Raw genomic sequence first — 23,536 nt, 5'->3', positions numbered from 1 at the left:
CTTTTACTCTTGAATGACATCAGCGCCCTTGGGAATCTGGAACTGAAACTTGCTGGCTGCGATCGACTCGTTGGCCTTGACCCCGGTGAACAGGATGTTGGTGCGCTGACCCACACTGTCGATCAACTGCATGTCGTTGATGATGCCGTTGCGAAACGACAGGCGCAGGCTGTCGAACAGCGTGTCCTTGGTCTTGGGCTTGAGCACGAAATCGATCACGCCACCCGCTTCTTTCGCGGTGATGTCGAAGCTTTCGCTGATCTTCGATACGTCGCCGGAGAGCAGCAAGGCTGGGGTCTGGGTCAGGCGCTGATCGAGCTTCTTGATCGTGACCTGCTCCAGATCAGGGTCCCACAGCGAAACTTTCTTGCCGTCCGAGACCATCAACTGCTCCTGCGGCGCATCGGTGTGCCAGTTGAACAGGCCTGGGCGCTGCAGGGCCATTTCGCCGGTGGTTTCCTGCAACTGGGTGCCGCCACCGTCCAGCGTCAACTGCGAGAAGCGGGCGGTCAGGGTCTGGGATTTTTCCAGCAACTGAGTCAGGCGCGCCACATCCTTGCTGTCGGCATGGGCGGGGATCATGGAGAAGGTCAGTGCGGTGGCCAACAGCATGCGGATAAGGCGCATTGGATTCCTCTTTGAAGTCGATGATGATGCGACAGCGTGGCGTGCACGCCGTCGCCGCAATACGGGGTGATTAGAATCAGTCGCGCACCGGCCCGGGGGCCAGGACTTCACGTGAACCGTTGGTATTCATGGAGGTTACGACACCTGCCATTTCCATAGCTTCAATCATGCGCGCTGCGCGGTTATAGCCGATCTTCAACTTGCGCTGTACAGCAGAAATCGACGCGCGACGGCTTTCCAGCACGAACTTGACGGCCTCATCGTAAAGCGCGTCGCTTTCGCTGTCTTCACTGCCTTCGCCGCCACCGCCATCAAAGCCGCTGCCGGGCTCTTCGACGCCAGCGAGAATATCGTCGTTGTAATCCGGGGAACCTCGCAGCTTCCAGGCTTCTACCACACGATGCACTTCTTCGTCGGAAACGAACGCACCATGCACACGAATCGGCAGGCTGGTGCCTGGCGGCATGTACAGCATGTCGCCGTGGCCCAACAGTTGTTCGGCGCCACCCTGGTCGATAATGGTCCGCGAATCGATCTTGCTCGACACCTGGAACGCCATACGCGTCGGAATGTTGGCCTTGATCAGACCGGTGATCACATCCACCGACGGACGCTGAGTCGCGAGGATCAGGTGGATACCCGCAGCACGCGCTTTCTGGGCAATACGCGCGATCAGCTCTTCGACCTTCTTGCCGACGATCATCATCATGTCGGCGAACTCGTCCACCACCACGACGATGGTCGGCAGCTTGCTCAGCAGCGGTGCTTCGTCATGAATGCTTTCGCGCTTGTACAGCGGATCGGCAAGCGGCTCGCCGGCATCCTGGGCTTCCTTGACCTTCTGATTGAAGCCGGACAGGTTACGTACACCCATCTTCGCCATCAGCTTGTAGCGCCGCTCCATCTCGGCAACGCTCCAACGCAATGCGTTGGCGGCGTCCTTCATGTCGGTGACCACCGGACACAACAGATGCGGAATACCTTCGTAGATGGACAGCTCAAGCATCTTCGGGTCGATCATGATCAGTTTGGCGTCTTCAGGGCCTGACTTGAACAGGATCGACAAGATCATGGCGTTCACACCCACCGACTTACCGGAACCGGTCGTACCGGCTACCAGCAGGTGGGGCATCTTGGCCAGATCGGTAATCACCGGCTTGCCGCCGATGTCGTGGCCCAGCGCCAGGGTGACAGGCGACTTGGCGTTATCGTATTCGGGGGTCGACAACACCTCGGAGAAGCGCACGATCTGGCGGTCTTCGTTGGGGATTTCGATACCGACGGTGGTCTTGCCCGGAATCACTTCGACCACACGCACACTGGTCACGGCGAGCGAGCGCGCAAGGTCCTTGGCAAGGTTGGAAATGCGGCTGACCTTGACGCCGGCGGCCGGCTGGATCTCGTAGCGGGTGATGACCGGACCGGGATGGATGGAGTCTACCGACACCTCCACACCAAATTCCTTGAGCTTGATTTCCAGCAAGTGACCGACGGCAGCCAGAGACTCCGGCGAATAGTTGAGCTGCTTCTTCTCTGCCGGGTCGAGGATCGAAATCGGCGGCAGCGTGCCTTCCACTGCGCTGTCCACGAACAGCGGGGCCTGCTTTTCCTTCATGACGCGCTTGCTGGGCTCTACAGGCTTTGAAGGCGCCGGCGCGATCACCGCAGGCACGTGCTTTTCGCGCTCGGTCATGTGTTTGCTCAACGACGCTTCACGCTCCACCAGTCGTTCTCTGGCCTTGGCCTGCTCGCGACGATCGGGAGCCACAGGCGCCACCACATCGTTGACACGCATGTCCACCTCACGCAACTGTGCAACCATCTGCTTGCGTTCGGCACGAGCGGTCCACCAGCGGTTCGCAGCGCTTTGAAACAGCTCGAACAGGTCGAGAGTGATCTTGCCAGTGACATCCATCACCTTGAACCATGACAGGTCGGTAAACACGGTCAGGCCGAACAGGAACAGGGCAATGAACAGCAGTGTGCTGCCTTGAATATTCAACGCTTTTTTGGCGAGATCACCCAGCACTTCACCCAGCACACCGCCTGCCGAGCCCGGAAAGCCCGCCGAGAAATGGAAGTGGATGTGAGCCAGCGCAGCGCCCGCCAGGATCAGAAACACCAACCCGATGAGGCGCCAGGAAAACAGCCAGCCGCTCCACTGCCATGGCTCATGACGATGACGAAAGACCTGCCAGGCCTTGATCGCCAGCAACAGCGGGAAAATGTAGGCGAAATAGCCCAGAACCATGAACAGAATATCGGCACAGAACGCACCTGCACGCCCTGCGGCATTCTGGACCTGTGCCGCATTGCTGCTGGTGTGGCTCCAGCCGGGATCACTCTGATCGTAGGTCAACAAGGCCATCATCAGATACAGGCACAGTGCGCCAAAGGCGATCAGGGCCCCTTCCTTGAGCCGGTAGTGCAATTGCTGTCGCCAAAGCGGGACAGCGCTGGGTGCTGGGGTGGATTTCTTCAAAACGCTTTATTTCCTGCGCGGTAGCGCGAACATCTCGTTGATTGACCAGAAACGGCTGTCGTACGGCACTGACTGCTCCCGCGTGGACAGGGAGGGCAGACAGCGGGAAAGCCTGTCGACAGACGCTTGAATGATAACGCCCAAAACAGGCATTGTACGGTTTTACAGCCACTTGAGTCTGTACGAAAACACACCAGATCCACTTCAGACGATTCCGCAGGACGGAACGTGCTTTCAACTTCACTGACGATGTTCAATTTGAGCATGCATTACGTTTTGTGACAAAGGCTTATGGCGTGTTTCTATCAACAGCCCGCAACTTGAACGACCACATGACCGCTGCGCCGCTCGCGGCCTACCGCATGCACAAGCTACGCGCCATAATGACAACCGCTTGTGACCACGCCTGTCGCACAGAGTTGCACTCACAGACAGGTGCGCCCTCCCCTTCCGCAAAGTTGTGATGCCATGCTGACCTGGTTGAACCGCAACAGCCTCGATTTTCCCCCACTGGAAAAAGCCCTCCGTGAACCCAACGGTTTGCTTGCCGCAGGCGGAGACTTGTCGGCCGATCGTCTGATCAGCGCTTATCGACACGGCTGCTTTCCCTGGTTTCAGGATGGCCAGCCGATTCTCTGGTGGTCTCCCGACCCGCGCACCGTGCTGTTTCCCGAAGAACTGCACGTTTCGCGCAGCCTTGGCAAGGTTCTGCGCCAGTCGCGCTATCGGGTAACCTTTGATGAGGATTTTGCCCGCGTGATCCAGGCCTGCGCTGCGCCTCGCAGCTACGCCAATGAAACCTGGATAACCGGCTCGATGCAGGAGGCCTACGTCGAACTGCACCGCCGCGGCCACGCACACAGCGTCGAGGTCTGGGATCAGGATGAGCTGGTCGGCGGGCTGTATGGCCTGGCAATGGGCCAACTGTTTTTCGGCGAGTCGATGTTCAGCCGGGCAGACAACGCCTCGAAAGTCGGCTTTGCCACCCTGGTAGAGCATCTGACTGACTGGGGATTTGTGCTGATCGACTGTCAGATGCCCACTCACCATCTGCACAGCTTTGGCGCCCGTTCAATTCCTCGACAGACTTTCGCCGATTACCTATCCCGCCATCTGGATCAGCCGACCGACGCCGACTGGTCAGCTAGGCGAGTTTGACAGGCTGGCATACACTCAGGGGTAAGGATTCACCATTAGGCGACGACCATGACAGAGCTGGCGAGGCTGAAGTTTTATGCCACTCAACCGCACACTTGCAGTTACCTGCCCGAAGAGCAGGCGACTACCCTGTTTCTGGACCCCAGCCAGCCGATGGATGTACAGGTCTATGCCGACCTGTCGGACATGGGTTTTCGCCGCAGCGGTGATCACCTCTACCGCCCCCACTGCCAGAACTGCAGTGCGTGTGTACCCGCGCGCATTCCGGTGAACCTCTTCGTACCCGATCGTCAGCAAAAACGCATTCTGAAACGCAATGCCGACATTCAGGTGCAAAGCGCCAAACCGGTATTCACTCAGGAATATTTCGATCTTTATCAGCGTTATATTGAACAACGGCATGCTGACGGCGACATGTTCCCGCCGAGCCGCGAGCAATTTTCGACCTTTCTGGTTCGCGACCTGCCCTTTTCGCGCTTTTACGAATTTCGTGTCGATCAACGCCTGCTGGCAGTTGCCGTCACCGACCTGCTGCCCAATGGTCTTTCAGCGGTCTATACGTTCTATGAACCCGATGAAGAACGCCGCAGTCTGGGCCGTTACGCCATTTTGTGGCAGATCGCCGAAGCGGCCAGACTGCAACTGCAGGCGGTGTACCTCGGTTACTGGATCAAGAACTGCAAAAAGATGAATTACAAGACCCAATATCGCCCAATCGAGCTGCTCACCAATCAAAGATGGGTCACTCTGTATTGAACCCCTTGGCTTAAACTGGTTTTTTCGGGCACAATGCACGCCGCTTTTGCCTGGCGCCACTTGCACCGGGCCACTCATTTGTATACCGAGGGCTTTACTGCATGTCGAAAGAAGACAGCTTCGAAATGGAAGGCACTGTCGTCGACACCCTGCCCAACACCATGTTTCGCGTGGAGTTGGAAAACGGGCACGTCGTAACCGCGCATATCTCCGGCAAGATGCGCAAGAATTACATCCGTATTCTGACCGGTGACAAAGTGCGTGTAGAGCTGACGCCCTACGACCTGAGCAAAGGGCGCATCACCTACCGCGCTCGCTAAACAGGCATTAACGAAAACGCCCGGCATAAGCCGGGCGTTTTTGTATGCCTGTTTTTTACAGTCGATGTCCTCGACCTGCCTCGCATCATAATGATGCGAGGCGAGGCGTCGGTTATCAGGCCATTTCTGCCGTGGTTTCGAAATCGAAGGTGATCTCGCCATCCTTGATGTCGATGTGAACCACGCCGCCATGTTCCGACAGTTCGCCGAACAGGATCTCTTCGGCGAGTGGCCGTTTGATCTTGTCCTGAATCAAGCGAGCCATCGGTCTGGCACCCATTGCCGCATCGTAACCACCCTGCGCCAGCCAGCTTCTCGCCGCCTCGGACACTTCGAGCAGTACGCGCTTGTCTTCCAGCTGGGCCTGAAGCTCGGTGAGGAACTTGTCGACCACGCTCTTGATGACTTCGTGACTGAGGCGACCGAACTGAATGATGGTATCCAGACGGTTGCGGAACTCCGGCGTGAAGCTCTTCTTGATCACTTCCATCGCGTCAGACGAGTGGTCCTGATGCGTGAAACCGATCGAAGCACGCGCAGCAGACTCGGCCCCGGCGTTGGTGGTCATGATCACGATCACATTGCGGAAGTCCGCCTTGCGCCCGTTGTTGTCGGTCAGCGTACCGTGGTCCATCACCTGCAGAAGCAGATTGAAGACTTCCGGGTGAGCCTTTTCGATTTCATCGAGCAGCAGCACGCAATGCGGCTGACGGGTAATGGCCTCGGTCAGCAGACCGCCCTGATCGAAACCGACATAGCCCGGAGGCGCGCCGATCAGACGGGAAACGGTATGCCGCTCCATGTACTCGGACATGTCGAAACGGATCAACTCGACGCCCAGTGCCTTGGCCAGCTGACGAGCCGCCTCGGTCTTGCCGACGCCCGTAGGACCGGCGAACAGGAACGAACCGACCGGCTTGTCAGGCGACTTGAGACCGGCACGAGACAGTTTGATCGCAGTCGACAACGAGTCGATGGCCGCATCCTGTCCGAACACAGTGAGCTTGAGATCACGCTCCAGATTACGCAGCAGTTCCTTGTCGGAGCTGTTGACGTGTTTTGGCGGAATGCGCGCGATCTTGGCGACGATGTCTTCGACCTGAGGCACGTCGATACGCTTGACGCGTTGTTCGACAGGCTGCAGACGCTGATAGGCACCGGCCTCATCGATCACGTCAATGGCCTTGTCAGGCATATGACGGTCGTTGATGTAGCGCGATGCAAGCTCGGCGGCGGCGCGCAGGGCTTCGTCGCTGTATTCGATGCTGTGATGCTGCTCGAAACGGCTTTTCAGGCCACGCAGGATACCGATGGTGTCCTCGACCGAAGGCTCGGACACATCGACTTTCTGGAAGCGACGCGCCAGGGCACGATCCTTCTCGAAAATCCCGCGAAACTCCTGGAAGGTGGTCGAGCCGATGCAACGGATCTCGCCGGAAGACAGCAGCGGCTTGAGCAGGTTGGAAGCATCCATTACCCCGCCGGAAGCTGCGCCGGCACCGATGATCGTGTGGATCTCGTCGATGAACAGGATCGCCTGAGGACGCTTGCGCAGCTCGTTGAGCAACGCTTTGAAGCGCTTCTCGAAATCGCCGCGGTATTTCGTCCCGGCCAGCAACGCGCCCAGGTCGAGCGAGTAGACGACGCTGTTGGCAAGCAGGTCAGGCACCTGGTTGTCGACGATGCGCTTGGCCAGACCTTCGGCGATGGCCGTTTTACCGACACCCGCTTCACCGACCAGCAAAGGATTGTTCTTGCGACGACGAGCCAGAATCTGTGCCACCCGCTCGACTTCGCTTTCGCGGCCGACCAGTGGATCGATGCGCCCCTGACGTGCCAACTCGTTCAGGTTGCTGGCATAGGCATCCAGAGGATTGCCTGAGGAAGATGCTTCACCGCCCTCGTCGTCCTGCATATCCTGTTCACCTTCAGAAGAGTGTTCGCCATGCCCTGGAACCTTGGAGATACCGTGGGCGATGTAGTTGACGACATCGATCCGGGCCACGCTCTGCTGTTTGAGCAGAAATACGGCCTGGCTTTCCTGCTCACTGAAAATCGCAACCAGCACGTTGGCGCCGGTCACTTCGCGCTTGCCTGAGCTCTGCACGTGGAAGACTGCCCGTTGCAGCACGCGCTGGAACCCGAGCGTCGGTTGTGTCTCGCGGTCCTCGTCATGGACGGGGATCAGCGGAGTGGTGGAGTCGATGAACTCCTGCAGATCATGCTTGAGTTTATCGAGGTTTGCGCCGCAGGCACGCAGGACAGTGGCTGCAGCCTCATTATCCAATAGAGCCAGCAGGAGATGCTCGACCGTCATGAACTCATGACGCTTCGAACGAGCCTCCTTGAAGGCAAGATTGAGGGTGACTTCGAGCTCACGGTTTAACATAGCTTCACCTCATACCCAAGTGGTCGGCGTTTAACCGTCCTTCTCGATCTCACAGAGTAGCGGATGCTGGCTCTCCCTGGCGTATTGATTGACCTGCATTGCCTTGGTCTCGGCGATGTCACGGGTAAACAATCCGCAGACTGCCCGTCCCTCTGTATGGACGGCCAGCATGACTTTGGTGGCCAGCTCACGATTCAGGTTAAAAAACACCTCGAGCACTTCTACGACGAAATCCATCGGGGTGTAGTCATCGTTGAATAAAACCACCTTGTACATCGGTGGCGCCTGCAGGGTCGGCTTGGCGTCCTGCACCGCAATGCCCGCCGAGTCGTCCTCGTGCGACTGCGGATCATCCTGATTGAATGTTAGTCGAATCTTGCTGAATGCATGCATGGAAAGAAATGTTCGTTTGAGGGCGGATTGAGCGATTTAGTCGCAGTCTGGACGGTTTTTAAAAGGGCTGCCACATGACCTTGACTATCAGCTAAACGGTGTTACAAACAATAGAGCCCACATTGGGTAAAAAGGGTCCGCGCAGTCAACCAAAATTTTTTGGGTGGGCAGCGGATGAAAGTGGATGATACTCCTGACGGAGTCCTTTGCAGAGGGAGATGGTGATGATTGAAGGAAAAGTCAAGTGGTTCAACAATGCAAAAGGGTTTGGATTCATAAACGCTGAAGGCAAGAGTGACGAGGATCTGTTCGTCCATTTTTCGGCTATCGAAATGGACGGTTACAAAACCCTCAAGGCTGGCCAGAAAGTCAGATTTGAAGTCGCTCACGGTCCAAAGGGGCTGCAGGCGATAAAAATCAATGGCTCGGACGTACCAAAGCAGGATCCGGCAAAGGACACGCAGCCGCAACTTCAGCAGGACCACGCTCACGCGGACGCCTGATGCTCGTGTTGAAAAAGTCAGTTGACGTATAACGGCAGCCATCAGAGCCCGCCGAATTTCCAGCAGCATGCAATGAGCTTTGCCGGACACATAAAGAGACATAGACATTGGTCTGCTTTATATCCGTCGCGCTCCACAAGGTATCGAATTAGCGGTTATTGCACCGCGGATGCCCAGACTCCGAGACATTCAGCTCGTCTACGCCAAACCATCCTGCACAAAGAAAGTCCACTCCTCCCCATCTGATCCCCGCCTCCAGATCTCCCAGGCCCGACATGCCAACCACCAGACGCCTGTCTGGAAGATCGTACGTTCGACCAACGGCGGATATTCATTTTTCGATAGCTCGCATAGCATTAATGCTTGGTGCCAATGGTTTGATATACTCGCGCCGTGACCGCAGAGTCATCAAGGCCGACCCGTCCGAATTCTGACCCTCGGCCTTCCTTATGCGTCGGGCTGCTACCTGACCCGACAGCTTGACGCTCGACTGATGCACCCAACATCACCGCGAATAAACCTCGACCTGGCTCATGGCCGAACCGTGGGCAAGCGCGCTTAGAATGCGCGTATCGAGATTTTGTGCATGCTCAGCAAAAGAGAGTTAATACGAATGTCCAACCGCTCGAAGATCATCTACACCTTCACCGACGAAGCTCCGGCCCTCGCCACCTACTCCCTGCTGCCTATTATCGAAGCCTTCACGGCAACCTCCGATATCGACGTGGAGACACGCGATATCTCTCTGGCGGGCCGTGTTCTTTCCAGCTTCCCGGAATTGCTTGCCGACAAAAAAGTGCCGGATCATCTCGCCGAGCTGGGCAAACTGGCCACCACGCCAGAGGCCAACATCATCAAGCTGCCTAACATCAGCGCCTCGGTCCCGCAATTGAAGGCGACCATCAAGGAGCTTCAGAATCAGGGGTACAACATTCCTGACTATCCTGAAAATCCTGCCACTGACGCGGAAAAAGAAACCCGCGCACGTTACGACAAGACCAAGGGCAGCGCCGTGAACCCGGTTCTGCGCGAAGGCAACTCCGATCGCCGCGCCCCGCTGTCGGTCAAGAACTACGCGCGCAAGCACCCGCACAAGATGGGCGCCTGGTCAGCTGACTCCAAGGCTCACGTTGCGCACATGAGCAATGGCGATTTCTACGGCAGCGAAAAAGCCGCCGAGATCGCAGCCGACAACACCGTCAAGATCGAACTCGTCGCCCAGGACGGCACCACCACCGTTCTGAAGGAAAAAACCTCCGTCAAGGCGGGCGAAGTGGTCGACTGCTCGGTCATGAGCGCCAAGGCCCTGCGCAGCTTCATTGCTGCCGAAATCGAAGACGCCCGCAAGCAGGGCGTGCTGTTTTCGGTGCACTTGAAAGCCACCATGATGAAGATCTCCGACCCGATCATGTTCGGCCAGATCGTCGACGAGTTCTACAAGGATGCGCTGACCAAGCACGCCGATACGCTCAAGCAGATCGACTTCAGCCTGAACAACGGCATTGGCGATCTGTACGAGCGCATCACTGCCCTGCCCGCTGACAAGCAGGCAGAAATCAAGGCTGACATCGAAGCGGTCTATGCCGTTCGCCCACAACTGGCGATGGTCAATTCCGACAAGGGCATCACCAACCTGCACGTGCCGAGCGACGTCATCGTCGACGCCTCGATGCCGGCAATGATTCGTGACTCCGGCAAGATGTGGGGCACGGACGGTCAGTTGCACGATGCCAAGGCTGTCATTCCGGATCGTTGCTACGCCACCATTTATCAAGCGGTCATCGAAGACTGCAAGAAAAATGGCGCATTCGACCCGACTACCATGGGCAGCGTACCGAACGTTGGCCTGATGGCTCAGAAGGCCGAAGAGTATGGCTCACACGACAAGACGTTCCACATTCAGACCAACGGCGTGGTTCGCGTAACCGACAGCCAGGGCAACCTGCTGATGGAACAGAACGTCGAAGCCGGCGATATCTGGCGCATGTGCCAGGCCAAGGACGCACCGATCCAGGACTGGGTGAAACTGGCCGTCAACCGTGCCCGCGCCAGCGACACCCCGGCGATCTTCTGGCTGGACTCGTCCCGCGCCCACGACAGCGTAATGATCGAGAAAGTACGCAAGTACCTGGCCGATCACGACACCTCGGGCCTGGACATCCAGATCCTGTCGCCTGTCGACGCGATGAAGCTGACCCTGGAACGCACGCGCGCTGGCAAGGACACCATCTCGGTGACCGGTAACGTGCTGCGCGACTACCTGACCGACCTGTTCCCGATCATGGAGCTGGGCACCAGCGCGAAGATGCTGTCGATCGTTCCGCTGATGAACGGCGGTGGTCTGTTTGAAACCGGCGCTGGCGGTTCGGCTCCGAAGCATGTGCAGCAGTTCGTCGAGGAAAACTTCCTGCGCTGGGATTCGCTGGGCGAGTTCCTGGCTCTGGCGGCATCCCTCGAGCATCTGGGCCATGCCTACAACAATCCGAAAGCGCTGGTGCTGTCCAAGACCCTCGATCAGGCCACTGGCGAGTTCCTGGACCGCAACAAGTCGCCTTCGCGCAAGGTCGGTGGTATCGATAACCGCGGCAGCCACTTCTACCTGACCCTGTTCTGGGCACAGGCACTGGCTGCTCAGAACGACGACGCAGACCTCAAGGCGCAGTTCGCGCCGCTGGCCAAGACCCTGACCGACAACGAAGAAAAAATCGTTGCCGAGCTGAACGCTGTTCAGGGCAAGCCAGTGGACATTGGCGGCTACTACTTCCCTAACCCGGAAGTCACCAGCAAGGCCATGCGCCCGAGCGCCACGCTCAACGCGGCTATCGCTGCGCTGTAAGAGGCAATCCGGAGCGGTGCATAAAAAATGCACCGCATCGCAAAAAATCCCCGGCCTGTTGCCGGGGATTTTTTTTACCCATGAAAATTTCAGTTAGCTGTGTAGTCCCGGGCATCCGGGAGATCCCGGCTCAAGAACATGATCGCCCCCTTCAGCTTTTCAGCGTGCGCGAAAGAAAGTCGCGAATGTATTCGGCGATCTCCGGCGCGTGCGTTTCCAATGCAAAGTGACCGGCATTCAGCAGATGCACTTCAGCAGCCGGGACGTCCTTGCGATAAGCATGTGCGCCAGGCGGTATGAACGCAGGATCGTGCTTGCCCCAGACCGCCAGCAAGGGAGGCTGATGTTTGCGCAGGTATTCCTGAAACGAGGGGTAAGCCGCTACGTTGCTGCGGTAGTCGAGAATCAGGTCAAGCTGGATCTCTTCTGCGCCCGGCCGCGCCATATACAGAATGTCGAGGTTGTAGCCATCGGGAGAAAGCTTTTCAGGATCGGCTCCCGTACCGTATTGCCAGTCACGGATGACTTGCGGTGACAACGAGGCGCGGCAGGCTTCGCGATTGGCTGCCGAAGGCTCGCGCCAGTAGGCTTGCCACGGGCCCCATTGATCGCTGAATCCTTCCAGATAGGCGTTGCCATTCTGACTGATGATTGCAGTAACCTTCTCCGGGTTCGCCGCTGCGAGCCGCAAACCTGTCGGTGCGCCATAGTCGAATATGTATAACGCGTACTTCTTCAGGCCCAGCGCTTCGGTAAAGCCCTCGATCACCGTGTAAAGGTTTGCGAATGTGTAATCGAACTGCCCGCGCGGTGGTGCTTTGGTATTACCGAATCCGGGCAGATCGGGAGCGATCAGTCGGTACCGACTCGCCAACAATGGCATCAGGTCACGAAACATGTGGCTGGAACTCGGAAAACCATGAAGCAACAGCAGCACCGGGGCGTCCTTGGGACCGACTTCGCGATAGAACACATTCACGTCCCCTACCTGCTGAGTGTGAAACGTCACGCGGAAGGCATCATCAATGTTCATTGCATTTTCCCTGGATAGAGGTTTATTGCTCACAGAAGCGGCGCTCACCAACGAAACCCCGAGAGCAGAAGCAGCGCCTAATGCTGATGCTTGTAAAACCTTGCGCCGACTGACACCGGATGCGGCATTTTCAGCGTCGACTGAACCGAAATTTTTCATAGAAGAGTCTGACCGGGCTGGATGAATGTGTGGCCATCCTAATCATTGCGCCTGAACTGCAGAATCACCGCAAAAATCAATTCACCATTTCAATTTCTGAAATGCTGATACGATTTCGCATCTCTCATGGCAAGCAGGCTGCCTATGGACCGTATTCAGGAAATGACGCTTTTCGCCGGACTTGCCGAGCAAACCAGTTTTGCCGGGGTAGCCCGCCACTTTGGCCTGTCGACCGCTACGGTAACCCGGGCTATAGCGAGTCTGGAAAGTCGCCTGGGCATCCTGCTGGTGGTGCGCACGACTCGCAACATGCGGCTCACCGAGGCGGGCCAGCGCTTCGCCGCTGATTGCCGCCGACTGCTTGCCGACCTTGATGAGGCAGAAAGCGCGGCAGGCGGCTTGCATGCGCTGCCAGGCGGCCTATTGACGGTCACCGCACCTCAGATGTTCGGCGCGCTGCATGTCGTGCCCGTAATGACGAGCTTTCTCGAGCGGTTTCCGGCAGTGGACATCCGTGCCATTCTGGTCGACCGGGTCGTGTCCATGCTCGATGAGGGCGTCGACGTGGCCGTCAGGATCGGTACCCTGCCCGACTCGTCCCTTACCGCAATCCCGACAGGTAGCGTGCGGCGCATGGTTTGCGCATCTCCTGCCTATCTCGAACAGCATGGAACACCGCAGCATCCCGACGATTTGCGACAGCATTCGACAGTCTCGACCAGCACCGCGGAACGCTCGCCTCACTGGCTTTTCCGGATCGATGACAATAATTATTCAGTAGACGTCGGTTCGAGACTCAGCCTGACGTCTTATCAGGCGGCGATCAGCGCTGCGTTACAGGGCTGGGGGCTGACCCAGGTGCCGTACTATCAGATACGCGAGCACCTGCAGGAAGGCAGGCTCAAATGTGTTCTGGACAGGTTCGAAATAATGCCGGAACCGGTTCACGTTGTTTACCTGGAGGGCCGTCGTCGCTCATCCAAAGTGCGAGCCTTTGTGGACTTCTGCGTCAGCGCCCTGAGGCATGATCTGCAGTTCGAGCAACAATAAGCGGTTACGGCTGACTCAATCCCCTGCAAAGAGACCATTATCATGACCTGGCAAGCCCACGTTACCGTCGCCACCATCGTCGAAGATCAAGGCCGCTTTCTGTTCGTCGAAGAAATCAAAGGCGGACGCGCCGTACTCAACCAACCCGCCGGGCACCTCGACCCGAATGAGAGCCTGCAACGCGCCGCCGTGCGTGAAACCCTGGAAGAAACCGGCTGGGACGTCGAATTGACCAGCGTGGTGGGCATCTATCTATACACCGCGCCGAGCAATGGCGTGACCTACCAGCGAATCTGCTTTGCCGCCAGGGCTTTGCGCCACCACCCCGAGTATCAACTCGACGAAGGCATCGTCGGCGCAGTCTGGCTGACCCGCGATGAATTGCTGGCCCAGCAGGAGCGCTGGCGCAGCGAGCTGGTATTGCGTTGCCTGGACGACTACCTCGATGCCGAACATTTCAGTCTCGACCTGCTGCGCGACAAGGCGTGAGACTCGACGCCCTCAGCCTGATAGAATCGCGTCCTTTTACAGGTCAGCCGTTGAATCCCCATGCGTGATCCAGCCCCCTCGAACTCAGAAATGAAGCGCGTCATAGTCGGCATGTCCGGCGGCGTGGACTCTTCCGTTTCCGCCGTACTGCTCATGGAGCAGGGTTATCAGGTGGAAGGCTTGTTCATGAAGAACTGGGAAGAAGACGACGGAACGGAATACTGCACCGCCCGCGAAGACCTGGCAGATGCCCAGGCCGTGTGCGACAAGATAGGCATCAAGCTGCACACAGCGAACTTCGCGGCCGAGTACTGGGATAACGTTTTCGAGCACTTCCTCGAAGAGTACAAGGCCGGGCGCACCCCGAACCCGGACATCCTGTGTAACCGGGAAATCAAGTTCAAGGCGTTTCTCGACTACGCACTGATGCTGGGCGCCGACCTTATTGCGACAGGCCATTACGTACGCCGCCGCGACATCGATGGACGTACCGAGCTGCTCAAGGGCCTGGACCCGAACAAGGACCAGAGCTACTTCCTGCACGCCGTTGGCGGCGAGCAGATTGCCCGGACGCTGTTCCCGGTTGGCGAGCTGGAAAAGCCGGAAGTGCGTGCCATTGCCGAAAAACATGGCCTGGCCACTGCCAAAAAGAAGGATTCCACCGGAATCTGCTTCATTGGCGAGCGCCGCTTCACTGATTTTCTGCGCCAGTACCTGCCCGCCCAGCCCGGCGAAATCAAGACCACCGAAGGTGAAGTCATCGGTCGTCACAGCGGCTTGATGTACCACACCATCGGCCAGCGCCAGGGGCTGGGCATCGGCGGCCTCAAGGACGCCAGCGATGATCCGTGGTACGTGCTGGTCAAGGACCTGGACAACAATGAACTGATCGTCGGCCAAGGCAACGATCACCCCTGGCTGTTTTCCCGTGCGCTGGTTTCTTCGGAAATCTATTGGGTCAACCCGATCGATCTGAGCACCCCGCGCAGCCTTACCGCGAAGGTCCGTTACCGTCAGGGCGACCAGCCATGCACGCTGGAAAAAACCGCTGACGGTTACCGCGCCACATTCGACGACCCGCAACGCGCCGTCACTCCCGGCCAGTCCGTGGTTTTCTACGACGGCGAAATCTGTCTGGGCGGCGGCGTGATCGAAATTGCCGAACCCTGGACCAGCAAGGACAAGCGTTGATGAGCCCGACTCAGGAACAACTGATCGCTCTGGGTGGTGTATTCCAGGCCGCCGTGCTGGTCGACCGGATCGCCAAGACCGGTCAGATCAGCGAAGCGGCCCTGAGCTGCATGCTCGGCAGCCTGCTGGTGGTCGACCCCAAGGATACGCTGGACGTCTTCGGCGGCGACGACCTCAACCTGCACGAAGGCTATCGCGCCATGGCCAGCGCTCTGGAGCGTGACCCGGCAACGTTGCAGCGCGAACCGTTGCGCTATGCCCTGTCGATGCTTGGCCTCGAGCGCCAGCTGGCCAAGCGCGATGACCTGCTTGAAGTGATCGGCAAACGCATTCCGGTGATTCAGTCTCAGGTCGAGCATTTTGGCATCGCCCACGAGAACGTGATTGCCGCGACCGGCGCGCTCTATCAGGACACCCTGAGCACCTTGCGCCAACGGATTCAGGTACAAGGCGACATGCGCAACCTGCAGCAGCCGAACAATGCCTCGAAGATTCGCGGCATTCTGCTGGCCGGTATTCGCTGTGCCCGCCTGTGGCGGCAAGTTGGCGGTCATCGCTGGCAGCTGGTGTTCAGCCGTCGCAAGCTGTTGAAAGAACTCTACCCATTGCTGCACGGCTGACGCGCCGCGCGCCAATGACCTTCACCACCCCAGGCACGACGCTGTCTACGCTGGTCAGCGGGCTCCGGTCCGACTGACTTTTCATGTATGATATGCGCCCTTTTCGTCGCCCGACTGTCCGAGAGCATCCCATGCAGCTTTCTTCGCTCACTGCGGTTTCCCCTGTTGATGGCCGCTACGCCGGCAAAACCCAGGCCTTGCGCCCTATTTTCAGCGAATACGGCCTGATCCGTTTCCGCGTGATGGTTGAAGTTCGCTGGCTCCAGCGTCTCGCGGCTCACCCGCAGATCACCGAAGTCCCGGCCTTCTCCGCGCAAGCCAACGCCATCCTGGATGCTCTGGCTGAAGACTTCTCCGTGGAGCATGCCGAGCGCGTCAAGGAAATCGAGCGCACCACCAATCATGACGTGAAGGCTGTGGAGTATCTGCTCAAGGAGCAGGCTGCCAAATTGCCAGAGCTGGAAAAGGTCAGCGAGTTCATCCACTTCGCCTGCACCAGCGAAGACATCAACAATCTGTCGCACGCATTGATGCTGCGCGAAGGCCGCGACACGGTCGTGCTGCCGCTGATGCGCCAGATCGCCGACGCCATCCGCGAGCTGGCGATTCGCTTTGCAGACGTGCCGATGCTGTCCCGCACCCACGGCCAGCCAGCCTCCCCGACCACACTGGGCAAGGAACTGGCCAACGTCGTCTACCGCCTTGAGCGCCAGATCAGCCAGATTGCGGCAGTCCCGTTGCTCGGCAAGATCAACGGCGCAGTCGGCAACTACAACGCCCACCTCTCTGCCTACGCAGACATCGACTGGGAAGCCAACGCGCGCGCCTTCATCGAAGACGAGCTGGGCCTGGGCTTCAACCCCTACACCACGCAGATCGAACCGCACGACTATATTGCCGAGCTGTTCGATGCCATTGCCCGCTTCAACACGATCCTGATCGACTTCGACCGCGACATCTGGGGCTACATCTCGCTGGGCTATTTCAAGCAGCGCACCATTGCTGGCGAAATCGGCTCCTCGACCATGCCGCACAAGGTCAACCCGATCGACTTCGAAAACTCCGAAGGCAACCTGGGCATTGCCAACGCACTGTTCCAGCATCTGGCGAGCAAGCTGCCTGTCTCTCGCTGGCAGCGTGACCTGACCGACTCCACCGTGCTGCGCAACCTGGGCGTCGGCTTTGCCCACAGCGTTATTGCCTATGAAGCCAGCCTCAAGGGCATCAGCAAACTGGAACTGAACGAGCAGCGCATTGCCGCCGATCTGGATGCATGCTGGGAAGTTCTAGCAGAGCCGATTCAGACGGTCATGCGTCGTTACAACATCGAAAATCCGTACGAAAAACTGAAAGAACTGACACGCGGCAAGGGCATCGGTCCTGAAGCGTTGCAGACTTTCATCGACGGTCTGGACATGCCTGCCGAAGCCAGGGCCGAGCTCAAGAAGCTCACGCCTGCCAATTACATCGGTAACGCGGCCGCTCAGGCCAAGCGCATCTGACACGCAAAAAACTTGCACACGCCCGGCTGTGCCGGGCGTTTTCATTTCAAGGGCTTACACATGAATCCTGATATTCCTCTACAACTTCTGGGCGGCATCAGTGCTCGCGTTTTCCTGCGTGACTACTGGCAGAAAAAACCGCTGCTGATCCGCCAGGCTCTGCCGGACTTTCAAAGCCCGATCGACGCGGACGAGCTTGCCGGCCTCGCCCTGGAAGAAGAAGTGGAGTCGCGGCTGGTCATCGAAAACGGCGAGCGTCCGTGGGAGCTGCGTCGCGGCCCGTTCGCTGAAGACGAGTTCAGCAAACTGCCCGAGCGCGACTGGACGCTGCTGGTCCAGGCCGTGGACCAGTTCGTTCCGGAGGTCAGTGAGCTGCTGGAAAACTTCCGTTTTCTGCCCAGCTGGCGGATTGACGATGTGATGATCAGCTACGCTGCGCCTGGCGGCAGCGTCGGTCCGCATTTCGACAACTATGATGTGTTCCTGCTTCAGGGACATGGCAAACGCCACTGGCAGATCGGCCAGATGTGCGATGCGGAAAGCCCGCTGCTGCAGCATGCCGACCTGCGCATCCTTGCCGAATTCGAGAAAACCGAAGAGTGGACTCTGGAACCGGGCGACATGCTTTACCTGCCGCCGCGCCTGGCGCACTGCGGCGTCGCCGTCGACGACTGCCTGACCTACTCGGTCGGTTTCCGTGCGCCAAGCGCTGCCGAAGTCCTGACCCACTTCACCGACTTCCTCAGCCAGTTCATCCCGGACGAAGAGCGCTATACCGATGCCGACGCCCAGCCGGTCAGCGATCCGCATCAGATCCAGCATGACGCGCTTGATCGCCTTAAAACGCTGCTGGCCGAACACATGAGCGACGAACGCCTGCTGCTGACCTGGTTCGGCCAGTTCATGACCGAACCGCGCTACCCGGAACTGGTGACCGGCCCCGAGCTGGACGAACAGGATCTGCTCGACAGCCTCGAGCAGGGTGCGGTGCTGATCCGCAACCCGAGCGCACGGCTGGCCTGGTCTGAAGTCGATGACGATCTGCTACTGTTTGCCAGTGGCCAGAGCCGCCTGCTGCCGGGCAGCCTGCGTGACCTGCTCAAACTGATCTGTGCCGCCGATGCATTGCACAGCGAAAACCTTGGCCAATGGTTGGCCGATGACGAGGGGCGCAATTTGCTTTGCGAACTCGTAAAACAAGGAAGCCTGGGATTTGCCGATGAATAAAGTCACTGTAGCTGTCGCCCAATGGCAGAAGAACAACGCCGATATCCGGCGCATACGCGACTCGGTATTCATTGCCGAACAATCGGTGCCGCCGGAACTGGAGTGGGATGCCGAAGACGCAGGTGCCGTGCACTTTCTCGCGTACGAAGGTGAATATGCGGTGGGCACTGCCCGACTGCTGCCCGATGGCGAGATCGGTCGCCTGTCAGTCCTGAGGGACTGGCGTGGCCTGAAGGTCGGGGAGGCTCTGCTGGGTGCAGTGATCCATGAAGCCGAACAGCGTGGGCTCAAGCCGCTCAAGCTGAGCGCTCAGGTGCAGGCCGTCGAGTTTTACCAGCGCTTCGGTTTTTCGGTTATCAGCGACGAGTTTCTCGAAGCCGGTCTCCCACACGTGGATATGCTCCGCGAAGCGTAATCAACACCATTATGTAGGCGCTCACCGCGGCACTACATAATGATCGCCCTGCCCTTTTTCGCTCGACACACTCAAGGTCGACCCGAAAATCGGCGGGGCATTTTTATGCCCGACCATTCAGCTTGATTGCCTGCGGCCGACACAGTGGCACAATCATGCTTTACGCGCTTACCGCGGAGAATGAACATGTCAGTACGCAACTTGCTCAATGCAGCGCTCACCTCGATGCTGATCATCTTCAGCGCTCAGACCATTGCGGCGACTGAAGTCGTCCCGCTCAACTACCGCACCAGTGCCGATCTGCTGCCGGTCGCCAAATCATTTCTGGGCAATGAAGGCACTGTCAGCGCCTACGGCAATCAACTGATTGTGAATGCAGAGTCACGCAAGATCGAAGAACTTCGCACCTTGATCTCGCAACTCGACACCGCACCGAAACGCTTGCTGATCAGCGTCGACACCAGCGACAGCGCGACGCGCAGCAGCGGCGGCTCGCGAGTAATCGAGTACGGTACTGCCAGCCGCGAAGGCGGCGTGCAACAAGTACAGACCAGCGAAGGGACCCCTGCGCTCATCCAGGTTGGTCAGAGCGTGCCGTTGACCTCCTCATCCACAGATGCGTACGGATACTCCCGAAGCGACACCGAGTACCGCAATGTAACCCAGGGGTTTTACGTCACGGCCAGCGTGACCGGCGACACGGTTCACCTGAGCATCAGCACCAATCATGACCGCATGAGCCAGGAACGCCCTGATGCCGTCAAGGTGCAGAGTACCGACAGCCAGGTGAGTGGCAGGCTGGGAGAATGGATCACGCTGGCGAGCAATAGCAATGAATCCGTCGCCGATCAGAACGGCCTGGCGCAACGCTATTCCACCCAGGGTCGTGACGATATGATTTTGCGCGTAAAGGTCGAAACCATCGAATAGTCTGTGCGGGCTGAAAACCCAATACTTGCGGGCCTTTTGATGACTGGCCGGTCGACTTCTCACAAATATGTAGTGATTTAAAAAAAGCACTACAAAACGTTTGACGCCCCCTAGAAGTGCGAGGCATGATTGCCTCGCTCCCGCTAATCAGAGGCTTTGCAAAAAGCCTTCGAGTCGCCGCTCTCACACACCCGCAGAGCCGATTCGTGTCCGCACCGCCCACAAGGCAGTTTGACGAGGTTGCGACTGGAACGAAGTTGTCCCGAGGGACGGAAGCGTAAACGGTAACCCGGCAAGGCCGACGGTGATGCACAACGCCACTGCAGGCCCGACTGTCCACCTGACAGCCTCATGTCCGGACGCCCGCTCTCCCCTCGAGCACATCGTTCACCTGTCGCGACCCACGTAACGTGCGGCTTCAAGCAAAACCCCGGATCAGCGAGCAGCCATCTACCGTGCCTTCGATAAACGAGGCGTTTTGGCGGAGCAGGACTTTCCAACGAGACCTACTTCTAGAGGTTTATCACCATGGCACTGACACGCGAACAACAAATAGCGGCTCTCGAGAAAGACTGGGCTGAAAATCCGCGCTGGAAAAACGTGACCCGTACTTACTCCGCTGCAGATGTGGTCCGCCTGCGCGGCTCGGTTCAACCCGAACACACCTTTGCACGACTGGGTGCAGACAAGCTGTGGAATCTGGTAACCCAGGGTGCCAAACCGTCCTTCCGGCCGGACAAGGATTTCGTCAATTGCATGGGCGCCCTCACCGGCGGCCAGGCCGTGCAGCAGGTCAAGGCTGGCATTCAGGCCATCTACCTGTCCGGCTGGCAGGTCGCTGCTGACAACAACTCTGCCGAGTCGATGTACCCGGATCAGTCGCTGTACCCGGTCGACTCGGTGCCGACCGTGGTCAAGCGCATCAACAACTCGTTCCGCCGTGCCGACCAGATCCAGTGGAAAGCCGGCAAGGCACCGGGCGACGAAGGCTACATCGACTACTTCGCCCCGATCGTGGCAGACGCGGAAGCCGGATTCGGCGGCGTGCTCAATGCCTATGAACTAATGAAAAGCATGATCGAAGCCGGTGCCGCCGGGGTGCACTTCGAAGATCAACTGGCTTCGGTGAAGAAATGTGGCCACATGGGCGGCAAGGTACTGGTTCCGACTCAGGAAGCCATACAGAAACTGGTCGCTGCACGCCTGGCGGCCGATGTGGCCGGTGTACCGACTATCATTCTGGCGCGGACTGACGCCAACGCTGCCGACTTGCTGACATCCGATTGCGACCCGTACGACAAGCCATTCGTAACTGGCGAGCGGACCCACGAGGGGTTCTACAAGGTTCGCGCCGGCCTCGATCAGGCGATCTCGCGTGGCCTGGCGTACGCGCCCTACGCCGATCTGATCTGGTGCGAAACAGCCAGACCGGATCTGGACGAGGCACGCCGCTTCGCCGAAGCGATCAAAAAGGAATACCCGGATCAGTTGCTGTCCTACAACTGCTCGCCGTCCTTCAACTGGAAGAAAAACCTCGACGACGCAACCATCGCCAGATTTCAGCGCGAGCTGTCGGCCATGGGTTACAAGCACCAGTTCATCACCCTGGCAGGCATTCACAACATGTGGCACAGCATGTTCAATCTGGCGCACGACTACGCCCGCAATGACATGACCGCCTACGTGAAGCTGCAGGAACAGGAGTTCGCCGACGCCGCCAAGGGCTACACCTTCGTGGCCCACCAGCAGGAAGTGGGCACCGGCTATTTCGATGACATGACGACCGTGATCCAGGGCGGCGTATCGTCGGTAACCGCACTGACCGGCTCGACCGAAGAAGAGCAATTCCACTGATACCCAGCGCAACACGTTGAAAAGACAGGCCGTCCGTAAGGGCGGTCTGTCTTTTGTGTCAGAGGGTGCCGGTATTGATCCCGGACAATAGGCAGTTGCCGTGCAAATGCTACAAAAGGCGCACTTTATAAGCCGTACCGTTACCCACTATGCGCCGACTACCGTAATCTGAACTATCAACGCCCCTTCAAATGATATTAATTATCATTCAAATTGCCTTTTCTTACTTTTCTCAGTCAAGAAACATAATTAACGAAATCCCCGCTGATGCCCGCCTGGCAGGCACTGCAGCCCTCCTGAAAGGCCTTGGGCAATTAATTCCGTAAATAAATTTGATGTAGAAAATTTACTTGCCAACTGTTTGCACATAAAATCAATCCGTTGACCGCACTGCGACATTTCGTCACTGCCTCGACTCTTTATCAAGCACAGAGACCTTTGCTCTCTAACAAGGACTGACAGCATGCCCGAATCGACAGGTCTGATTGCCCATAACTGGGGCTTCGCCATTTTCCTTTTGGGTGTTGTCGGCCTTTGCGCCTTCATGCTCGGTCTTTCAAGCCTGCTCGGAAGCAAGGCTTGGGGCCGCAGCAAGAACGAACCTTTCGAATCCGGCATGCTGCCTACCGGCAGTGCGCGCCTGCGTCTCTCCGCAAAATTCTATCTGGTCGCGATGCTCTTCGTGATCTTTGACATTGAAGCCCTTTTTCTCTTTGCCTGGTCTGTGTCCGTCCGCGAAAGCGGCTGGACCGGATTCGTCGAAGCTCTCGTTTTCATAGCAATTCTGTTGGCAGGTCTTGTCTACCTATGGCGGGTTGGCGCTCTTGACTGGGCTCCTGAAGGTCGCCGTAATCGGCAAGCGAAGCTGAAACAATGAGGCTTTGGCGATGCAATATAATCTCACCAGGATCGACCCGGACGCTCCTAACGAGCAGTACCCCATCGGCAAACGGGAAACCGTTTCCGATCCGTTAGAAGATCAAGTCCACAAAAACATCTACATGGGCAAGCTGGAAGACGTGCTGAATGGTGCGGTCAACTGGGGACGTAAAAACTCCCTGTGGCCCTACAACTTCGGCCTGTCGTGCTGCTATGTGGAAATGACCACCGCCTTCACGGCACCCCACGACATCGCGCGCTTTGGCGCTGAAGTCATACGGGCGTCGCCACGGCAGGCGGATTTCATGGTTATTGCCGGTACCTGCTTCATCAAGATGGCGCCGATCATTCAGCGTCTCTACGAGCAAATGCTCGAGCCCAAGTGGGTTATCTCCATGGGTTCGTGTGCCAACTCCGGTGGCATGTACGACATCTACTCAGTGGTCCAGGGGGTGGACAAATTCCTTCCCGTGGATGTCTACGTGCCCGGCTGCCCGCCCCGCCCCGAGGCGTTTCTGCAAGGCTTGATGCTGCTGCAGGAATCCATCGGCAAGGAGCGTCGCCCTCTTTCCTGGGTCGTTGGCGATCAAGGCGTGTATCGCGCCGAGATGCCATCGCAAAAGGAACAGCGCCGCGAACAGCGTATTCAGGTGACCAACCTGCGCAGCCCCGACGAAGTCTGATCCAGCCCGTTCTTCTTATAAAAAAGACAAGAACCGGGGT

22 protein-coding genes are annotated in these 23,536 nt (G+C 58.0%); 17 read left to right on the top strand and 5 right to left on the bottom strand.

Annotated elements, in window-relative coordinates; translation table 11 throughout:
- Positions 1 to 3 precede the first annotated feature (3 nt).
- Complete coding sequence (gene lolA / locus JOE33_RS23845) at positions 4 to 627, bottom strand: outer membrane lipoprotein chaperone LolA (RefSeq protein ID WP_003371767.1); 624 nt, start codon at positions 625 to 627, stop codon at positions 4 to 6.
- 76 nt (positions 628 to 703) lie between these two features.
- Positions 704 to 3,109, bottom strand: a complete 2,406-nt coding sequence (gene ftsK / locus JOE33_RS23840) for a DNA translocase FtsK (RefSeq protein ID WP_010426991.1) — start codon at positions 3,107 to 3,109, stop codon at positions 704 to 706.
- Between the two features lie 468 nt (positions 3,110 to 3,577).
- Here ftsK and aat point away from each other — a divergent pair, with 468 nt between their 5' ends.
- The 3 genes from aat (at position 3,578) to infA (ending at position 5,343) form a co-directional block, all read left to right on the top strand.
- A complete protein-coding gene (gene aat, locus JOE33_RS23835) occupies positions 3,578 to 4,267 on the top strand; it encodes a leucyl/phenylalanyl-tRNA--protein transferase (RefSeq protein ID WP_122694306.1) in 690 nt (229 codons plus the stop codon).
- A gap of 48 nt (positions 4,268 to 4,315) precedes the next feature.
- A complete protein-coding gene (locus JOE33_RS23830; protein ID WP_065349574.1) occupies positions 4,316 to 5,023 on the top strand; it encodes an arginyltransferase in 708 nt (235 codons plus the stop codon).
- A 101-nt stretch (positions 5,024 to 5,124) separates the two neighbouring features.
- Positions 5,125 to 5,343, top strand: coding sequence for a translation initiation factor IF-1 (gene infA / locus JOE33_RS23825; protein ID WP_002553999.1), 219 nt, complete (start codon positions 5,125 to 5,127; stop codon positions 5,341 to 5,343).
- Positions 5,344 to 5,458: 115 nt separating this feature from the next.
- Here the strand turns inward: infA and clpA are convergent, their stop codons facing one another.
- Together clpA and clpS are read right to left on the bottom strand one after the other, a co-directional pair.
- The gene (gene clpA / locus JOE33_RS23820) at positions 5,459 to 7,732 is read right to left on the bottom strand and encodes an ATP-dependent Clp protease ATP-binding subunit ClpA (RefSeq protein WP_003371759.1); all 2,274 of its coding nucleotides are present in this window, start codon (positions 7,730 to 7,732) and stop codon (positions 5,459 to 5,461) included.
- Positions 7,733 to 7,762: 30 nt separating this feature from the next.
- Positions 7,763 to 8,125: an ATP-dependent Clp protease adapter ClpS gene (clpS, locus tag JOE33_RS23815; RefSeq protein WP_003405085.1), complete on the bottom strand. Its 363-nt coding sequence runs from the start codon at positions 8,123 to 8,125 to the stop codon at positions 7,763 to 7,765.
- 218 nt (positions 8,126 to 8,343) lie between these two features.
- Between clpS and JOE33_RS23810 the strand changes: the two genes are divergently transcribed.
- Together JOE33_RS23810 and JOE33_RS23805 are read left to right on the top strand one after the other, a co-directional pair.
- Complete coding sequence (locus tag JOE33_RS23810) at positions 8,344 to 8,628, top strand: cold shock domain-containing protein (protein ID WP_025990784.1); 285 nt, start codon at positions 8,344 to 8,346, stop codon at positions 8,626 to 8,628.
- Positions 8,629 to 9,241: 613 nt separating this feature from the next.
- Positions 9,242 to 11,464 (top strand): NADP-dependent isocitrate dehydrogenase, encoded by a 2,223-nt coding sequence (locus JOE33_RS23805; protein ID WP_187625935.1) that lies wholly within the window; start codon positions 9,242 to 9,244, stop codon positions 11,462 to 11,464.
- 151 nt (positions 11,465 to 11,615) lie between these two features.
- Here the strand turns inward: JOE33_RS23805 and JOE33_RS23800 are convergent, their stop codons facing one another.
- On the bottom strand, positions 11,616 to 12,497 hold the full coding sequence (locus tag JOE33_RS23800) for an alpha/beta hydrolase (RefSeq protein WP_187625936.1): 882 nt from the start codon (positions 12,495 to 12,497) through the stop codon (positions 11,616 to 11,618).
- Between JOE33_RS23800 and JOE33_RS23795 the strand changes: the two genes are divergently transcribed.
- From JOE33_RS23795 to JOE33_RS23740, 12 genes are all read left to right on the top strand, one after another.
- Positions 12,490 to 12,681 carry a hypothetical protein gene (locus JOE33_RS23795; RefSeq protein ID WP_187625937.1) on the top strand — a complete coding sequence of 64 codons (192 nt, stop codon included), beginning with the start codon at positions 12,490 to 12,492 and terminating at the stop codon, positions 12,679 to 12,681. The genes JOE33_RS23800 and JOE33_RS23795 overlap by 8 nt on opposite strands.
- Positions 12,682 to 12,800: 119 nt before the next feature.
- Positions 12,801 to 13,706 (top strand): LysR family transcriptional regulator, encoded by a 906-nt coding sequence (locus tag JOE33_RS23790; protein ID WP_054993782.1) that lies wholly within the window; start codon positions 12,801 to 12,803, stop codon positions 13,704 to 13,706.
- 42 nt (positions 13,707 to 13,748) lie between these two features.
- The gene (locus JOE33_RS23785; RefSeq protein WP_187625938.1) at positions 13,749 to 14,195 is read left to right on the top strand and encodes an NUDIX hydrolase; all 447 of its coding nucleotides are present in this window, start codon (positions 13,749 to 13,751) and stop codon (positions 14,193 to 14,195) included.
- Between the two features lie 60 nt (positions 14,196 to 14,255).
- A complete protein-coding gene (gene mnmA / locus JOE33_RS23780; RefSeq protein WP_032612496.1) occupies positions 14,256 to 15,386 on the top strand; it encodes a tRNA 2-thiouridine(34) synthase MnmA in 1,131 nt (376 codons plus the stop codon).
- On the top strand, positions 15,386 to 16,006 hold the full coding sequence (gene hflD, locus JOE33_RS23775; protein WP_054993984.1) for a high frequency lysogenization protein HflD: 621 nt from the start codon (positions 15,386 to 15,388) through the stop codon (positions 16,004 to 16,006). Before mnmA ends, hflD begins: the two co-directional genes overlap by 1 nt.
- Positions 16,007 to 16,137: 131 nt before the next feature.
- Complete coding sequence (purB, locus tag JOE33_RS23770; protein WP_010427007.1) at positions 16,138 to 17,508, top strand: adenylosuccinate lyase; 1,371 nt, start codon at positions 16,138 to 16,140, stop codon at positions 17,506 to 17,508.
- Between the two features lie 60 nt (positions 17,509 to 17,568).
- Positions 17,569 to 18,735: a cupin domain-containing protein gene (locus JOE33_RS23765; protein WP_003405098.1), complete on the top strand. Its 1,167-nt coding sequence runs from the start codon at positions 17,569 to 17,571 to the stop codon at positions 18,733 to 18,735.
- Positions 18,728 to 19,150, top strand: coding sequence for a GNAT family N-acetyltransferase (locus JOE33_RS23760; RefSeq protein WP_003317965.1), 423 nt, complete (start codon positions 18,728 to 18,730; stop codon positions 19,148 to 19,150). The genes JOE33_RS23765 and JOE33_RS23760 overlap by 8 nt, the downstream gene beginning before the upstream one ends.
- A 186-nt stretch (positions 19,151 to 19,336) precedes the next feature.
- Complete coding sequence (locus JOE33_RS23755) at positions 19,337 to 20,080, top strand: secretin N-terminal domain-containing protein (protein WP_010427009.1); 744 nt, start codon at positions 19,337 to 19,339, stop codon at positions 20,078 to 20,080.
- 528 nt (positions 20,081 to 20,608) lie between these two features.
- Complete coding sequence (gene aceA / locus JOE33_RS23750; RefSeq protein WP_003411659.1) at positions 20,609 to 21,934, top strand: isocitrate lyase; 1,326 nt, start codon at positions 20,609 to 20,611, stop codon at positions 21,932 to 21,934.
- A 463-nt stretch (positions 21,935 to 22,397) separates the two neighbouring features.
- Positions 22,398 to 22,811, top strand: a complete 414-nt coding sequence (locus JOE33_RS23745; protein WP_002554011.1) for an NADH-quinone oxidoreductase subunit A — start codon at positions 22,398 to 22,400, stop codon at positions 22,809 to 22,811.
- Positions 22,812 to 22,821: 10 nt separating this feature from the next.
- Positions 22,822 to 23,496 (top strand): NADH-quinone oxidoreductase subunit B, encoded by a 675-nt coding sequence (locus JOE33_RS23740; protein ID WP_002554012.1) that lies wholly within the window; start codon positions 22,822 to 22,824, stop codon positions 23,494 to 23,496.
- Positions 23,497 to 23,536 lie beyond the last annotated feature (40 nt).

Origin of the sequence: Pseudomonas sp. PvP027, from assembly GCF_017833005.1 — a bacterium.
Lineage (GTDB): Bacteria > Pseudomonadota > Gammaproteobacteria > Pseudomonadales > Pseudomonadaceae > Aquipseudomonas > Aquipseudomonas congelans.
This window is presented reverse-complemented; position numbering and strand designations above follow the sequence as displayed.

Bases quoted from the DNA above. Each gene is read 5' to 3' on its own strand.
- hflD (WP_054993984.1), top strand. From the start codon at position 15,386: ATGAGCCCGACTCAGGAACAACTGATCGCTCTGGGTGGTGTATTCCAG.
- JOE33_RS23795 (WP_187625937.1), top strand. From the start codon at position 12,490: ATGTTCATTGCATTTTCCCTGGATAGAGGTTTATTGCTCACAGAAGCG.
- clpA (WP_003371759.1), bottom strand. From the start codon at position 7,732: ATGTTAAACCGTGAGCTCGAAGTCACCCTCAATCTTGCCTTCAAGGAG.
- infA (WP_002553999.1), top strand. From the start codon at position 5,125: ATGTCGAAAGAAGACAGCTTCGAAATGGAAGGCACTGTCGTCGACACC.
- JOE33_RS23760 (WP_003317965.1), top strand. From the start codon at position 18,728: ATGAATAAAGTCACTGTAGCTGTCGCCCAATGGCAGAAGAACAACGCC.
- JOE33_RS23805 (WP_187625935.1), top strand. From the start codon at position 9,242: ATGTCCAACCGCTCGAAGATCATCTACACCTTCACCGACGAAGCTCCG.
- JOE33_RS23790 (WP_054993782.1), top strand. From the start codon at position 12,801: ATGGACCGTATTCAGGAAATGACGCTTTTCGCCGGACTTGCCGAGCAA.
- aceA (WP_003411659.1), top strand. From the start codon at position 20,609: ATGGCACTGACACGCGAACAACAAATAGCGGCTCTCGAGAAAGACTGG.
- aat (WP_122694306.1), top strand. From the start codon at position 3,578: ATGCTGACCTGGTTGAACCGCAACAGCCTCGATTTTCCCCCACTGGAA.
- purB (WP_010427007.1), top strand. From the start codon at position 16,138: ATGCAGCTTTCTTCGCTCACTGCGGTTTCCCCTGTTGATGGCCGCTAC.
- JOE33_RS23765 (WP_003405098.1), top strand. From the start codon at position 17,569: ATGAATCCTGATATTCCTCTACAACTTCTGGGCGGCATCAGTGCTCGC.
- JOE33_RS23785 (WP_187625938.1), top strand. From the start codon at position 13,749: ATGACCTGGCAAGCCCACGTTACCGTCGCCACCATCGTCGAAGATCAA.
- lolA (WP_003371767.1), bottom strand. From the start codon at position 627: ATGCGCCTTATCCGCATGCTGTTGGCCACCGCACTGACCTTCTCCATG.
- JOE33_RS23810 (WP_025990784.1), top strand. From the start codon at position 8,344: ATGGTGATGATTGAAGGAAAAGTCAAGTGGTTCAACAATGCAAAAGGG.
- JOE33_RS23745 (WP_002554011.1), top strand. From the start codon at position 22,398: ATGCCCGAATCGACAGGTCTGATTGCCCATAACTGGGGCTTCGCCATT.
- mnmA (WP_032612496.1), top strand. From the start codon at position 14,256: ATGCGTGATCCAGCCCCCTCGAACTCAGAAATGAAGCGCGTCATAGTC.
- clpS (WP_003405085.1), bottom strand. From the start codon at position 8,125: ATGCATGCATTCAGCAAGATTCGACTAACATTCAATCAGGATGATCCG.
- JOE33_RS23740 (WP_002554012.1), top strand. From the start codon at position 22,822: ATGCAATATAATCTCACCAGGATCGACCCGGACGCTCCTAACGAGCAG.
- JOE33_RS23830 (WP_065349574.1), top strand. From the start codon at position 4,316: ATGACAGAGCTGGCGAGGCTGAAGTTTTATGCCACTCAACCGCACACT.
- JOE33_RS23800 (WP_187625936.1), bottom strand. From the start codon at position 12,497: ATGAACATTGATGATGCCTTCCGCGTGACGTTTCACACTCAGCAGGTA.
- JOE33_RS23755 (WP_010427009.1), top strand. From the start codon at position 19,337: ATGTCAGTACGCAACTTGCTCAATGCAGCGCTCACCTCGATGCTGATC.